The 14,645-nt window shown below is 70.9% G+C and carries 11 protein-coding genes; 4 read left to right on the top strand and 7 right to left on the bottom strand.

What is annotated here, in order from left to right; all coding sequences use genetic code 11:
• Positions 1-78 precede the first annotated feature (78 nt).
• The 3 genes from HKK72_RS40560 (at position 79) to HKK72_RS03430 (ending at position 3,659) form a co-directional block, all read left to right on the top strand.
• Positions 79-1,059 (top strand): SRPBCC family protein, encoded by a 981-nt coding sequence (locus tag HKK72_RS40560; protein WP_187232733.1) that lies wholly within the window; start codon positions 79-81, stop codon positions 1,057-1,059.
• 197 nt (positions 1,060-1,256) lie between these two features.
• A complete protein-coding gene (locus HKK72_RS03435; RefSeq protein ID WP_187232732.1) occupies positions 1,257-2,756 on the top strand; it encodes a hypothetical protein in 1,500 nt (499 codons plus the stop codon).
• 114 nt (positions 2,757-2,870) lie between these two features.
• Positions 2,871-3,659, top strand: coding sequence for a class I SAM-dependent methyltransferase (locus HKK72_RS03430; protein WP_187232731.1), 789 nt, complete (start codon positions 2,871-2,873; stop codon positions 3,657-3,659).
• A 44-nt stretch (positions 3,660-3,703) separates the two neighbouring features.
• On the opposite strand, the gene HKK72_RS03425 is transcribed toward HKK72_RS03430, so the two are convergent.
• From HKK72_RS03425 to HKK72_RS03410, 4 genes are all read right to left on the bottom strand, one after another.
• On the bottom strand, positions 3,704-4,693 hold the full coding sequence (locus tag HKK72_RS03425) for a CDP-alcohol phosphatidyltransferase family protein (protein ID WP_187232730.1): 990 nt from the start codon (positions 4,691-4,693) through the stop codon (positions 3,704-3,706).
• A 75-nt stretch (positions 4,694-4,768) separates the two neighbouring features.
• On the bottom strand, positions 4,769-4,942 hold the full coding sequence (locus tag HKK72_RS03420; protein ID WP_187232729.1) for a hypothetical protein: 174 nt from the start codon (positions 4,940-4,942) through the stop codon (positions 4,769-4,771).
• Positions 4,943-5,095: 153 nt separating this feature from the next.
• Positions 5,096-7,261 carry an alpha-L-rhamnosidase C-terminal domain-containing protein gene (locus tag HKK72_RS03415; protein WP_187232728.1) on the bottom strand — a complete coding sequence of 722 codons (2,166 nt, stop codon included), beginning with the start codon at positions 7,259-7,261 and terminating at the stop codon, positions 5,096-5,098.
• Between the two features lie 56 nt (positions 7,262-7,317).
• Positions 7,318-9,495: an MMPL family transporter gene (locus tag HKK72_RS03410; protein WP_187232727.1), complete on the bottom strand. Its 2,178-nt coding sequence runs from the start codon at positions 9,493-9,495 to the stop codon at positions 7,318-7,320.
• Positions 9,496-9,653: 158 nt separating this feature from the next.
• Here HKK72_RS03410 and HKK72_RS03405 point away from each other — a divergent pair, with 158 nt between their 5' ends.
• Positions 9,654-10,601: a TetR/AcrR family transcriptional regulator gene (locus tag HKK72_RS03405; RefSeq protein WP_187232726.1), complete on the top strand. Its 948-nt coding sequence runs from the start codon at positions 9,654-9,656 to the stop codon at positions 10,599-10,601.
• Between the two features lie 179 nt (positions 10,602-10,780).
• Here HKK72_RS03405 and HKK72_RS03400 read toward each other — a convergent pair whose 3' ends face one another.
• Genes HKK72_RS03400 through HKK72_RS03390 form a run of 3 tightly spaced genes read right to left on the bottom strand, consistent with a single transcriptional unit; the run spans position 10,781 to position 14,555 of the window.
• A complete protein-coding gene (locus HKK72_RS03400; protein WP_187232725.1) occupies positions 10,781-11,641 on the bottom strand; it encodes an FAD binding domain-containing protein in 861 nt (286 codons plus the stop codon).
• Positions 11,638-14,067 (bottom strand): xanthine dehydrogenase family protein molybdopterin-binding subunit, encoded by a 2,430-nt coding sequence (locus HKK72_RS03395; protein ID WP_187232724.1) that lies wholly within the window; start codon positions 14,065-14,067, stop codon positions 11,638-11,640. The genes HKK72_RS03400 and HKK72_RS03395 overlap by 4 nt, the downstream gene beginning before the upstream one ends.
• A complete protein-coding gene (locus HKK72_RS03390) occupies positions 14,064-14,555 on the bottom strand; it encodes a (2Fe-2S)-binding protein (RefSeq protein WP_187232723.1) in 492 nt (163 codons plus the stop codon). The genes HKK72_RS03395 and HKK72_RS03390 overlap by 4 nt, the downstream gene beginning before the upstream one ends.
• Positions 14,556-14,645 lie beyond the last annotated feature (90 nt).

Here is a 14,645-nt window from a genome sequence, read left to right as displayed (position 1 = left end):
CGAACGGATCAGCGCTCTGGCGGCTCGGCGGCCATGGCCATAAGGTCGTGGCAAGGAGCCAATCGGGAGGCATCAGTCATGGAACTCGATCACGAGTTCACCATTCCCGTGCCGGTGGATCGGGCTTGGCCGATGCTGCTGGACGTGGAGCGCGTGGCACCGTGCGTGCCGGGGGCCACACTGGACTCGATCGACGGCGACGAGCTGAGCGGCCGGCTCAAGGTGAAGCTGGGCGCGATGACCATCACCTACAGAGGCACCGCGCGCATCGTCAAGGCCGACGAGTCGGCTCGTGTCGTCACGATGGAGGGCACCGGTAAGGAGGCGCGCGGATCGGGCACCGCCTCGGTCACCGTGCGGGCCGAGCTGAGCCCGGTGACCGGAGACGAGGCGGCGGCCGAGTCGACCCGCGTGAGCGTTCACACCAAGCTCAAAGTGACCGGCCGCCCGGCCCAGTTCGGCCGCAACATCCTGTCGGAGGTCGGCGGCAAGCTGGTCGCCCGATTCGCCAAGGCCCTCTCGGAGGAGCTCACGGCGGGTACGCCCCCGGCCGCAGCCGGCAAGGCGGCGGTTCCCGCGGCGCCCGAGGTCCCTGCGGCGCCCGCCGTCTCCGCGTCCGAGCCTCCCGCGCCGGAGGTCCCCGCGGCCGAGGCGCCTGTGTCCGAGGCGCCTGTGTCCGAGCCGGCCGGGTCCGAGGCGCCCACACCTGAAGCGCCTGTCACCGAGCCCGGCACCGGCGAGGCCGTTGTTTCGGCGTCCGCGAAGCCCGGACCGGCGCCCGAGCCGGTTCGGCCGGCACGCGCGCCCGAGGCGGCCGCCGCTCCCGCGGGGAAGGCGGCGGACGAGCCAGCGGCCGAGGGCAGGGACGCGCCCCCCGTGTCGGCCGTGCCCGCCGGGGCCGGCGCTCCGCTGGAGAGACGCTCCGAGGACGCCATCGACCTGCTCGAGGTGGCCGGCCCCTCGGTGGCCAAGCGCGTCGCACCGGTCGCCGCCGGTGTCATCGCCGTGTTCACCGTCTGGCGGGTGTTCCGCCGGCGGCGTGGTCGCCACCACCGCTGACCGGCCCGGGCCCTTGTCGGCGGCGAGCGGCCGAATCTTTACCGCGTGATCACCACGGGCACGGTGAGTCCGTGCCCGGTGGCGGGCAGACCTGTGATGCGGGGCATGGCGGCGATCTTGGGAGCGATCTGACGCCGCCCCGCGCTCGTCGCCTAGACCGGTGGGTCCACGTGGGCCAGGGACCAATGGAGATCGGCATGTCCCAGGCACTCGACCCGCGCCCGCCGGTCGTCACCGCGTCCGCCGATGCCGGCCGCCCGTCCCGGCGCAATCTCACTCTGCTCGCGGTGGTCGCGGCCGGCTACGCGGCGGCGCAGTTGGCGCTGGGAATGCACCGCGTGTTCCTCGGCTGGGACGAGATCCTGTACGTCACCCAGTTCTCCCGCGAGGTGCCGCCGGGCTTCATGGACGCGCCGCGCGCCTGGGGGGTCCCGCTGATCGTGGCGCCGGTCGCCGCCTTGGACGCATCGACCGAAGTGATCCGCGGCTACGTGATCGCGCTGTCGAGCATTGGAGTCTTCTACGCGTTCCGGCCCTGGCTGAGGCTGCGCGACACCAGTGCCGTCCCGCTCGCGGCACTCCTGCTGTGCACGCTGTGGGTGTCGGTCTTCTACGGCAACGCGGCCATGCCGAACATGTTCACGGCCCTGTGCACGGTCGCCGCGGTGGCGCTGTTCGTCCGGGCCGGCCTGGTCGCCGGGGCGCCGGAGGCGGGCCCCGCGATCGCCGGGCTGGTGGCGGCGTTCGGGGTCATGTCCGTCGTGCGACCCGTCGACACCGTCTGGATCGCCCTGCCGCTGGTCGTCACGGCATTTCTGAGCCGCCGCCGGCGACTCCAGAGGCTCGGCGCCATCCTGGCCGGCAGCGCCATCGGCTGGGTTCCGTGGATCATCGAAGCCCATCTTCGGTTCGGGGGGTTGCTGCCGAGGGTCGCGCAGATCGCCCGGTGGAACGGCGACGGCCTGCACGTCCAGGTGCTCCGTCATCTGCAGAGCTTCGGTTCCGGCACCCTTCTGTGCACGTCCGCCGACAGCACCTGCGGCCGGGTCACCGTCGGCGCCGGGCTGGTCTGGTTCATGCTGACGGTTCTCGCGGTGACCGGCCTGCTGGCGCTGCGCGGCAGCGCGGGCCGGCGCCCCGCGCTGATCGCCGTCATGGTGGCGGCGGCCAATGCCGTCCCCTACTTCTTCTTCAGCCAGCTCGCCAACCCGCGCTTTCTGCTGCCCACCTACGCGCTCCTCGCGCTGCCGGCGGGCGAGGGCCTGCGCCTGCTGTCGCGGCATCTGCGCCCGGTGGGACCGGCCGTGGCGGCGGGAATCGTGGTGCTCCTGGTCGCCGCCCAGCTCACGATGGCCCATGGGATGGCCCGCGAGATGCGGGAGGCGCGTCGGGAGGGGATCCAGCAGGCCCACGCGATCAGTCGCCTGCCGGTCCGGCCGCCGTGCGTCATCTACGGCACCAATGCCGCGCAGATCGCCTACCTGACGCAGTGCCGTTACTGGCGGCGCTACGTCCACGGGGTACCTCGGCGCGCCCCGGCCCGGGAGATCGAGCCGATCTTCGACCGGATGCGGGCGCGTGGACTGCAGGTCGTCGTGGTCACCCGGAGCAAGAGAAGCCGCGACTTCCCGGCCGGCTGGCGGCACATGCGCCTGCGACCCGACCGCGGCTGGCACGCTCACCTCCCGCCACCGTGACGACGTACCGCAATCCGCTGACCGGATCCCGGCGGTGTCCACGAGCATGGCGACCTCTGACCGCGTACGGTTACGGAGTGTCACATTCAGTGGTCATCGGGGAGGGGCGGCGACGTGGACGCGATCGAGATCGAGCACGCCGTCGAGCGTGAGGACCGGCACTGGTGGCACCGTGAGCGCCGCTCGATCATCGCGCGTGAGCTGCGACGGACCGGTGGATCGGGCCGGGCGATCGACGTCGGCGCGGCCGGAGGCGGGAACACCCGCGTCCTGCTCCAGCATGGCTGGCAGGCGGTGGCGGTGGACTGGTCCGAGGGGGCCGTCGAGATCGCCCGGCGGCGGGGCGTCGAGGCGTATCGCGCCGATCCCCGATTCCTGCCCGTGCCCTCGGCGGAGTACGACTTCGCCCTCGCGCTGAACGTCCTGGAGCACGTCGAGGACGATCGGGCGGTGGCCGCCGAGATCGCCCGGGTGCTCCGCCCGGACGGCCGGGCGCTCATCGCGGTCCCGGCCGACCCGACCCTGTGGTCGACCCACGACCTCTCACTCGGCCGGGTCCGCCGTTACACGCGTGAGGCGCTGGCGGACGTGATCCGTGGCGCCGACCTGCTGGTCGAACGGATGTGGAGCTGGAACGTGCTGCTCCGCCCGGTGGTGAGCCGGCGGCGGCGGCACTTGGTCGGCTGCGACCTCGGCACGCCGCCTCCCGTGCTCAACGGGCTTCTGAGCGCCGTCATCAGACTCGAGCGCCACCTGCCCGTCACGTCACTTCCAGGCGTCTCTCTGATGGCCGGTGTCCGCCATCGAGTCGCGGGGCCGGCCGATGGCCCGGCAGCCGGGCTCGTGGACGCGATGGCCGTATCGGCGCACGTCCGGCCGGAGCCGCCCTCGCGGCGGCCGTAGGCCTTCTGCCGCGTGGCCGGGCTCAGGCGGAGGCGGCGGGCGCATCACCGGCCGCCGACCACGGTGAGCGACCGTCGTTCGGACGCCGCGTTCCTCGAGGAGGCGAGCTCGTCGAGAACGCGCTGGCAGTCCCTGGTCTGCAGCAGGAGCTTGTAGATGATCACGAGTTCCAGGATCAGGAGCGGGGCGCCGGCGCCGATCGTCACCGCGAAGATGGCTCCGCTGCCGGCCACGGCCGCCAGCAGTGGCGCGATGATGAACGCCGCCATCTGGAACTCAATGCCGCTGATCAGGTGGGTGCGCACGCGGTGGCGGAGCATGAACACCCGTACGCCGCGGTACCACGGGAAGCGCGAGTTGAACCCACGGTGCAGATCGACCACCCGCTCCTCGCTCGGGGCCACCTCGTCCAGGTCCGGGTCCGGCCGCTGGCGGAGCGTGTCCTCGACGTAGGTGAGCTGCTCGTCGCTGAGCCTCGGCTGCGGCGCGACGATACCGGCGGCGAGTTCCAGGGCCTCCTGCTCGCGCACCGCGGCCTTGATCCGCTTGCGCATCAGCCGCCTGGCCTTGGAGACCTGTGACGAGTTGAGATAGCGCAGAACGTCCAGACAGATGATCGCGAAGCCGAGATAGAGGTACGCCACCTGACCGGTCACGGCGTACTGGCCGACGGTCAGGGTGAGCGCGCAGCAGACGACGCGGGCCTGGTCGAACATGAAGTCCAGCCAGAGTCCGAACAGCGTGCCGCTGCGCTTGAGCCGGGCGATCTTCCCATCGCAGCAGTCGAGCACGAAGCTGAGGTGGTAGAAGAGCGCTCCGAGGGCCAGCCAGCCGGGGGACGCCAGCGCGAAGCTGGCGGCCGAGAGTGCGCCGAGGACAATGGAGCCCACGGTGATCTGGTTCGGGGTGATCGACGTGCGGTTGGCCAGGAACCGCGTCAACCGGATCGCGACGGGATCGACCAGGAAGACGGTCCACCACGCGTCGCGCTTCTTGCGGACGGCACGCACATCGTCCAAGGAAAAGGTCACCATGGAGGCAAGCATCCTCACTGCGCGTAGCCGTGCGAAGGGGCAAGGACATCACCGTGTGCTTTCATGAGTCAGCCTTTACCGCTCACGGCGCCTTTTGAGGAACTCTTTCAGCCGACGCCGGGGCGGCCGTTCACGGCGGCCGGGACGGTGAAAGGCCAGCCAGTCGCCGTACTCCATCGCCTCGTCGGCGTCGACTTCCGGATCGGACCGGACGAGCTCCTCGAGCTCGTTGAACTTCAAGCGCGTCATGCCCACATGGTGCCGACCGTGCGTGACCGTCCCCTGGCACATCGCACCCAACTCACCAATGCCAGCCCCAGACTTGACCTCAGGGTTTCGCCGAACGGCCACCGCGCCTGCCCGAGCCGTCCGGGTGCCCATGGGTTCACCGGCACCTCCGCGTCATCGGGTCCACGCGAAGGTGTGGTCTCCCCTGATGCCGTCGAAGACGACCGAGCCGCCGAGCCGCCGCGCCCGCACACCGGCGGGGCCTCCGTTCCGCCATACGATCCGGCCGTCCATGGCGATGGTGCGCTCGCTGCCGAGGAGCGGGACCGCGACCCTGCCGGTGGTGCGTCCGGGCGAGGTGACGGTGAGGACGAATGAGGCGTCGCGGGCACCACGCCTCCACCGCACGGAGATCTTGCCGCCCGGCACCGGGACGTCGCCCTGCGCCCAGCGCAGATCGGCGAGCCGGGGTTCCACCGCCCATCGCCTGTAGGCGCCGGTGACCGGGCGGACGCCCAGTACTCCCGTGGACAATGCCGGCACCGCGGTGCTCCACGCGTGGGCCAGGCCCACGTGGCCGCCCCACTCCAGCGAGGTACCGGGACGGGGCACGAGCGGCCTCCCGTCGACGCCGATCTCCTCCCAGGCGGTTCCGGGCCCGTTCCGGATCATGTGGTCCCAGGACTTGCGGATCAGTCGCAGCGCGCCGGTGCCGTCGCCGTAGCGCAATCGCCCGAGGCCTTCCTGCGCCACCATGTACGGAGAGATGTACTGCGTCATGTACGGGTTGGCGTCCGAGGCGGGGAACTCACTGGTCCGAGTGCCGTACGCGCTGCCCAGCCGCTGCTCGAGGAACGACATGGCGCTGCGCGCCCGCCCGTCGTCGAGCAGGCCGAACAGCAGCGCGCCGGCGTTGGCGTCGGAGCTGTGGTCACGCCTTGGATCCTCGGTGTTGAGCAGCACCGCGCCGGCCTTCGGATCCCACAGCCTCGCCACGAAGGCGCTCCTCACCCGCGCGGCGATGCGGTCGAGCCTCGCGGCCGCGGTGGCGTCTTTCGCCACGGACCGTTCGAGTGCGGCCAGCGAGCGGAGGGCGCCGTAGTACGCCGCGTTGCTGTAGGCGTCGACGCCTTCGGCCTTGTCCGGAGTGTGCCAGTTGTACGGCGCCTTTCCGTCGTAGTCGGCGGTCCTCCACAGACCGCCGGCCGGGGCGCGGTCGACGAAGAACCGCACCGCCCTGCGTGCCACCGGCAGCAGCGGCTCGACGAACCGCGCGTCACCGGTGTGGAGCAGGTAGTCGGCGAGGCCGATGACCCACCACGCGGTGAAACTGTCGAGCCTGACCGGGCCGGACTCGCCTGGTGGTTCGTAGCCCGCCGGTGAGCCGTCCGGTGGACCCGGGTCACCGAGCTCGCACGGCACATCGGCCCGGCTGGCCGCCGGGAAGGTTCCATCGGGCCGCTGCTGGCACGCGAACAGGTTGATCGTGTCGCGTACGGCCGTCCGGTACTCGGCGCTCTGGTTGTAGGCCGCCTGTGCGACGAGCCGTACGTCGCCCGCGTACACGATCCGGTCCCGCTTCGGGCCGTCGACAATGATCCAGCGCGCATGGGGATCGGTGCGGTCGCCTCGGATCGTCGACAGGTCCAGTCCGTACGCGCTGGCGTACCAGGCGCGGTTGAGCACCTCGTCGTCGGACAGGAAGTTCCCGTCGTAGCGGCCCTGGAAGCCGGTCTGCCGCACCCGGACGAAGTCGAGCGTGGCCTTGCCGGGCCCGTCCAGCGTGATGGCGATGTAGCGCTGCGCGCCCCGCAGCCCGGGGCTTCTGAGCACCATGGGCCTCCTGGGCGGGTCGAACACGTCGGCGCGGCCGTCCGGGTCGTCTTCGGTGCTCAGGGTCCTGCCCTTGTAGAAGAACCCGCCGGGATCGGGGTCGGCATCGCCTTCGCGGCCGAGGTATCCGCTGCCCTCCGCGTACGACATCCGGATCGGCGCGCCCGATGCCCGCTCGACTCCCAGCTCGACGAAACCGCCGGCCAGGACCCCCAGATCAACGATGATCTTTGTGCTGTCGTCCGCCGTGGTCGTGAGCGTCGTCGTCCCCCCGCCCTCCTCGAGCAGTCCGTTCGGGTCGGTCACGGCACCGGCGTCGCCCTGAGTCGAGAGCGACTTCGGCCGGACGTACGGGCCGGGGACGTTCAGCACCAGCTTCTTCCAGCTCGGATCCGGCGCGATCGGCCTGCGGGACAGGGCCGTGGCGTCCCGGGCGGGATCCCGATGCCCCGCGACCTTGGTCGCCTCGGCTCCGGAACATGCGGTCAGGGCGCCGATGGAACACATCAGGATGACGGCCGAAGCGCGAGCATCGCGGCGTCGGGGCGATCGGTGGTACATCGTCAGCTCCGTTCCTTCGGGGTCGCGGGACCGCCTTCCAGGGAGACGCGCGGCAGGTGTCGCCGCAGCGGAGCGGGCAGCCACCAGGCGCGCTCGCCCAGCACCCGCATGACCGCGGGGACGATCAGACAGCGGATGACGAGCACATCGAGGAAGATCGCGACGGCCAGGCCGAGGCCGAACTGCTGGAGCATGCGCTCGGGACTGAGGATGAAGGCACCGAACACGACGATCATGATCGCCGCCGCGGCGGTGATCACGCGCCCGGTGGTCGCGAGGCCCTCACGCACGGCAATGCGCGCGTCGCCCGTGCGATGCCATTCCTCCTGCATGCGGGAGACGAGGAAGACCTCGTAGTCCATCGACAGGCCGAAGACGATCGCGAAGATCAGCACCGGGATGAACGCCTCGATCGGCCCTGGCTGGACGCCGAACATGCCTTCCTGGAAGACGAGCTTGATGGCGCCGAGAGACGCCCCGATGCTCAGCAGGTTGAGCACCGCCGCCTTGAACGGGATGAGCAACGAGCGAAAGACGATCACGAGCAGCAGCGTCGAGAGGCCGATCACGAGCGCCACGAACGCCGGCAGCCTGCTGCCGACGGCGCCGGCGAAGTCGTCGGAGGCGGCCGTGGCCCCACCGACCAGGAACGTGGCACCGGTCCCCTTGGCCAGGGGCGGGAGCACGTGGTCGCGCAGCCGTTCCACGAGTTCGTTCGTCGCGGCGTCCTGCGGGCTGGAGTCGGGGAAGACGACGATGGTCGCCACCTCGCGGTCGGGGGACGGTGACGGCGGTGTGGCGAGCGCGACGCCGGGAGTCTTCTGGAGCGTCTGCCGCAACATCGTCGTCGCCCGGCCGTCGGCGCCTTCGGCCACGACGATGAGCGGCCCGTTGAATCCGGGGCCGAAGCCCTCGGCGAGCAGGTCGTACCCCTGCCGGGTCGTGGACGACGGCGGGTCGTTCGCGGCGTCGGCGAAACCGAGACGCATGTCCAGCGCCGGGAACGAGAGCACGAGCAGCGCGGGGATCGCGATGGCCAGGGCCGGCCAGGGATGGCGCTGCACGAACGTCGCCCAGCGGCGCCAGCGCTCCCCGTCGGCACGCCGCGCACGCGCCGCACGCCGTCGTACGCTGCGCTCGATCCGCTTCCCGGTGATGGCGAGCAGCGCCGGCAGCAGCGTGAGCGAGGCGATCATGGTCACGAGCACCGTCAGCGCGACGCCGAGTGCGATTCCCTTCAGCGCGCCCAGGCCCAGCGCGAGCAGGCCGAGCAGCGCGATGATGACCGTGCAGCCGGCGAACAGCACCGAGCGGCCCGCGGTGTCCAGCGCCGCGCGCTGCGCCGCTTCGCGCTCGCTGCCGTCCAGCAGCTCAGCGCGGTATCGCGAGAAGATCAGCAGGGCGTAGTCGATGCCGACGCCGAGGCCTACGAGGATCATCACCGCCGACGCGTAGTCGGGCACGACGGTCAGATGCGAGGCCAGCGTGATCAGTGCGATCGTGCCGCCGACGGCGAAGATCGCTGTGATCAGTGGCAGGCTGGCGGCGAGTATCGAGCCGAACAGCAGGACGAGGATCACCAGTGCGGCGAGCAGGCCGGCCGTCTCGGCGGCTCCGCTCGCCCCCGCGTCGGCGTCCCGGACGGCGGTGCCGCTCAGCTCGACCTGGAGGCCTTCCCCTTCGGCGGCCTGGGCGGAGTCGACGATCCGGAGCACGTCGGCGGGTGGCACCTTGTCGGCCGTGCCGTCGAGGATCACGGTGGCGTAGGCGATCGTCCCGTCGCGCGACACGGCCGCCGAGTCGGCGTACGGGCTGCGTACGTCCGCCACGTGCGGCAGCTTGCGGACGTCGTCGAGAACGGCGCCGACGCGTCCGCGGATCTGTGCCGCGCGCACCCCGCCGGGGGCGTGCAACACGATCTCGATGGTGTCGCCCGCCTGAGCGGGAGCGTGCTCGGTCAGCGTGTCCACGGTTCGCTGGGACTCGGTGCCGGGCAGGGAGAAGTCGTTGCGATAGTCGCCGCCGACGGTGGCCGCGGCGACGCTGACGCCGATCAGAACCGTCACCCAGAGGGCCAGCGCACGCCGGCGGTGGCGATAGGACCATCCGGCGAGCCGCTCGAAGCGGCCCGCCCGGCGGTGCGACGGCGGGTGAGAGATCGTGTCGGGCGATGTGGTCATGATGGATGGAGTCCTTTGCCGGCTCATGGCGACGCACCTGCCGTGCGCATGTGTCGGAGATCGTGTCTTCGCAAAACCGCTCCTTGTTTATGGCGTACACACTCGGTGTATCTTGTACACAGACCTACGATGGTCGTCAAGTCGACTGATGGGTGCACATGGCAACTGACCGCAGCGGGCGCGCGGACGCCGCACGCGGCCTGGAACTGCTCTGGAAGGCCGGTGAGCGGCAGCGGCCCGGGCTCACCCTGGAGCGGATCGTGCGGGCCGCCATCGAGGTGGCCGACGGTGAGGGGCTGGCGGCGCTGTCCATGCGACGGGTCGCCGACCGGCTCGGGTTCACCACCATGTCGCTGTACCGGCACGTGCCCGGCAAGGCCGAACTGTTCGACGTCATGATGGACACGGTGATCGCCGAGGTCCCCCTGCTCGACACCGTGCCGGGAGGCTGGCGGGCCAAGCTCGAGCTGGGGGCGCGGGAGGACTGGGCCTTCTACCACCGTCATCCCTGGGTGCTGCAGGCCCCGGCCGGTCGGCCCGCGCTGGGTCCCAACGGGATCGCGTGGTACGAATCGGCACTGCGCGCGCTGTCCGGGATCGGCCTCACCGAACTCCAGACGGTCGACACGTTCCACCTCGTCGACGGGTACGTCCGAGGGGTGGCACGGATCTCGATCGACGCCGCACAGGCCGAGCGGCGCACCGGCGTCACCGACGAGCAGTGGTGGTCCGACCGCGCCCACTTCTGGGAGGAGTTCTTCGACCCCGCCCGCTACCCGACATTGGCCAGGGTCCGCGCGGCCGGGGCCCTCGACCGGCCCTCAGGCGAGCGCGGTTTCGAGTTCGGCCTGCAGCGCGTACTGGACAGCATCGAGATGTTCGTCGAGGCGCGTTCACCGCGGCCCGCCGGCGAGCGTGACGAAAGACCTGACAGCGGGCGTGATGAAACTATCGGCGATGATGAGAATGGGGACGGTCAGCCCGTCTGCGTGCTCTGCGGCGAAGTCGTCCCCCAGGCGGCCACGGGGCGCCCGCGGGACTACTGCTCACGCGCCTGCCAGCAGCGCGCCTACCGGATGCGCCGGACCGCGGAGGAGTCGCCCTGACCGTCGCGCGAAGTTTCTAGGGGCCGTTCGTGCCTCAGGGGTGCCGCTTCAGAAGATTGTCACTCCCATCTCGCCGGGTGCTTCCTGGCATGTCATGGATCGACAAGACCCCTGCCACGGCTGTCGGCCGCCCACTCCGGGAGCGGGCGGCCGACATGGAAGGGGATCGGTCGACTCGGCTACGAGAGACCTCCGGCGGAGGCGAGCGCACGGGCGGTGAGCACCCGCGCCAGGTGCCCGCGGTACTCCACCGAGCCGTGCAGGTCCGCCGGCGGGTCGGTGCCTTCGGCTGCGGCCTCGGCCGCGGACCGGAAGGCGTCGAGCGACACCGGGCCGCCCGCGACGGCCGTCTCCACCGCATGCGCTCGCACGGGCGCGGAGCCCATGTTGGTGAGCGCGACCCGGGCCTCGGCCACGGTGCCGTTGGACCGCCGCACGGCGCACGCGACCCCGACGATGGCCCAGGCCTGCGCCGTACGGTGGAACTTCTCGTAGTGGCAGGCCCAACCCTCACCGAGCTTGGGCAGCCGGATCCCGGTGAGCAGCTCGTCGGGTTCGAGCGCCGATGTCAGCAGGTCGACGAAGAACTCCGACGCGGGGATCTCCCGGGTGCCCCGGTCCGACCGGGCGACGAACACCGCGTCCAGCGCCAGCGTCACGGCGGGAAGGTCGCCCGCCGGGTCGGCGTGCGCGAGCGAGCCGCCGAAGGTGCCGCGATGCCGCACCGCCGGGTCGGCGACGGTCGCGGTGGCCAGTGCCACCAGAGGCGCGTGCGCACGCACCAGCGAATCCTTCGCCACCTCGTCATGGGTCGTCATGGCCCCGATGAACAGCGCGTCGCCGTCATCGCGGACGCCGCGGAGTTCCGCCACCCGGTCGAGGTCGACCAGCACCTCCGGATAGGCCAGCCGCAGGCGCATCAGCGGCAGCAGGCTCTGCCCGCCCGCCAGCACCTTCGCGTCCTCGCCGGCCTCGGTCAGTGAGGTCACGGCCTCCTCGACGGACTCCGGCCGCACGTATCCGAACTCAGCCGGGATCATGAGTCACCTCCGGAAGCCGATCCGAGCCCGCCGCCGGCGCCTGGCGTGGTCTCTTCGCCGGCGGGTGGACCGACCCCTCTGATGGCGCGCCACACGCGTTCGGGCGTGCACGGCATCGGCACGTCGTGGACGCCGTTCGGGCGGAGCGCGTCGACGATCGCGTTGACCACCGCCGGGGTCGACGCGATCGTGCCGGCCTCGCCGACGCCCTTCACCCCGAGGGGGTTCGTGGTCGCCGGCGACTCCGTACGGTCGGTGGTGAAGGTGGGCAGATCGGCCGCCGACGGCACCAGGTAGTCGGCGAGCGTCGTCGTCGTGAGGTTGCCCGCCTCGTCGTACACCGCCTCCTCGTACAGCGCCTGCGCGATGCCCTGCGCGAGCCCGCCGTGCACCTGTCCCTCGACGATCAGCGGGTTGACGACCTTGCCGACGTCGTCGACCGCCACGTAGGACCGCAGCCGTACGAACCCGGTCTCGGTGTCCACCTCGGCGGCGCACAGATGCGTGCCGTGCGGGAAAGAGAAGTCATCCGGGTCGAACGTGGCGTCGGAGTCCAGCGACGGCTCGACGCCGTCCGGCAGGTCGTGCGCGGCGAACACCGCCAGGGCCACCTCCTGCAGGGTCTTGGCCTGGTCGGCCACACCGCGTACGGAGAACCGGCCGTCCTTGAACTCCAGGTCCTGCTCGGCGGCCTCGAGCAGGTGCGCCGCCACGCGGCGCGCCTTGTCGACCACCTTCAGGCAGGCGTTGTGCAACGCGATGCCGCCGACCGCCAGCGACCGGGAGCCGTAGGTGTCCATGCCCTTCGGCGCGATCTGGGTGTCACCGTGCAGCACCCGGATGTCCTCGAACGGAACGCCCAGAGCGTCGGAGGCGATCTGGGCCCACGCGGTCTCGTGGCCCTGGCCGTGCGCCGAACTGCCCGTCACCACCTCGACCTTGCCGGTCGGCAGCATCCGCACCGACGCGTGCTCCCAGCCGCCGGCGCCGTACGACAGCGAACCGAGCACGCGGGACGGCGCGAGCCCGCACATCTCGGTGAAGGTCGAGACGCCGATGCCGAGCTGTACGGGGTCGCCGCGGTCCCGGCGGTCGGCCTGTTCGGCGCGCAGCTTGTCGTACTCGAACAGCACCGTCGCCCGCTCGGTGGCCGCCTCGTAGTTGCCGGAGTCGTAGGTGAGGCCGGCGATCGTGTCGTAGGGGAACTCCTCGTGCCGGATCCAGTTGCGCCGCCGTACCTCGATCGGATCCAGGCCGACCTCGGTGGCGAGCTCGTCCATGAGCCGTTCGATGGCGTAAGTCGCCTCGGGCCGCCCCGCGCCCCGGTAGGCGTCGGTGGGCGTCTTGGTGGTGAAGACACCCGTACAGGTGAACGAGTAGGCGTCCATCTTGTAGATGCCGTTGAACATGAACGCGCCGAGCAGCGGAATGCCCGGGGTCACCAGCATGAGGTAGGCGCCCATGTCGGCGAGCAGGTCGACCTTCAGGCCGCGGATCCTGCCGTCGCCATCGGCGGCGAGCGTAAGCCGCTGGATCTGGTCCCGGCCGTGGTGGGTGGCCATCGTGCCTTCGCTGCGCGACTCGGTCCACTTGACCGGCCGGCCGAGCCGTTTGGCCAGCAGAAGGCAGATCACCTCTTCTGCGTACACCTGCAGTTTCGACCCGAACCCGCCTCCGACGTCCGGAGCGATCACCCGGAGGTTCTGCTCGGCGATGCCGGTGACCATGGCGAGCATGACCCGCAGGACATGCGGGATCTGGGTGGCCGACCAGAGCCGGAACTCCTCGCCGAAGGGCTCGCAGACGACCGCCCGCGGTTCCATCGCCGCGGGGATCAGGCGCTGCTGCACGTACCGGCGCTCGATCAGGACGGGTGCGTCCCGGAAGGCCGCGTCCAGGTCGCCGTTCTCGAACACCCAGCGGTAGGACTGGTTGGTGCCGTGTTCGCTGTGCACCAGCGGGCTGCTCTGTCGCAGCGCCGCCTCCATGTCGACCACGGGCTCCAGGGGCTCGTAGTCGACGTCGATGTGCTCCAGCGCGTCGGCGGCGGCGTAGCGGTCACGCGCGACCACGCAGGCCACCGGCTCACCGACGTGCCGTACCTCGCTCACCGCCAGCGGCGGATGATCGGGGATGACGATGTCCTCGGTCACGGGCCAAGCGCACGGCAGGCTGCCCTGCTCGCCGGCGAGGTCCTGCCCGCTGAACACCGCGACGACCCCGGGCCGGCTCTTGGCGGCCTCGACGTCGACCCGGGCGATGCGGGCGTGGGCGTACGGGCTGCGCAGGAAGGCCACATGGCACATCCCGGGCAGTTGGATGTTGTCGGTCCACTGCGTCCGGCCCACGATCAGCCGGGCGTCCTCCGAGCGCCTGCGGGCGGAGCCGATCTCGCCGCGCGCGGAGTCCTGTACGGGGACGGTCATGAGGCGGCCTCTCGCTCCGGTGCCCGGCGCATCTCGTCGGCGGCCGTGCGTACGGCCCGCACGATGTTCTGGTAGCCGGTGCAGCGGCACAGGTTGCCTTCGAGACCCTCCCGGATCTCCTCCTCGGAGGGATCGGCGTTCTCGCGCAACAGGTCGATCGACGCGATGATCATTCCGGGTGTGCAGAACCCGCACTGCAGCGCGTGCTCCTGGTGGAACGCGCGTTGCATCGGGTGCAGTTCTCCGTCGATGCCGAGGCCCTCGACCGTGACGATCTGGTGGCCGTCGGCCTGAACGGCGAGCACGGAGCAGCTCTTCACGCTCATGCCGTCGAGGAGCACCGTGCAGGCTCCGCAGTTGGTGGTGTCGCAGCCGACCGGGGTTCCGACCTTTCCCAATCGGTCGCGCAGATAGTGGATGAGCAGAAGGCGTGGTTCGACGTCGTCCTCGTACGTCACACCGTCGACCTCGACTTTGACACGCGGCATGTGTCCTCCATTCGGGTGCGTCTCCGGGGGTGGTTCAGTGGCAGCCGAAGACGCGGCGAGGAGGACCGCGGGACAGTTCGGACGATTGGG

Source organism: Actinomadura sp. HBU206391 (genome assembly GCF_014323665.1).
Taxonomy (GTDB): domain Bacteria; phylum Actinomycetota; class Actinomycetes; order Streptosporangiales; family Streptosporangiaceae; genus Actinomadura_C.
The sequence above is the reverse complement of the archived record's forward strand: the minus strand, read 5'-3'. Positions and strand labels throughout refer to the sequence as shown.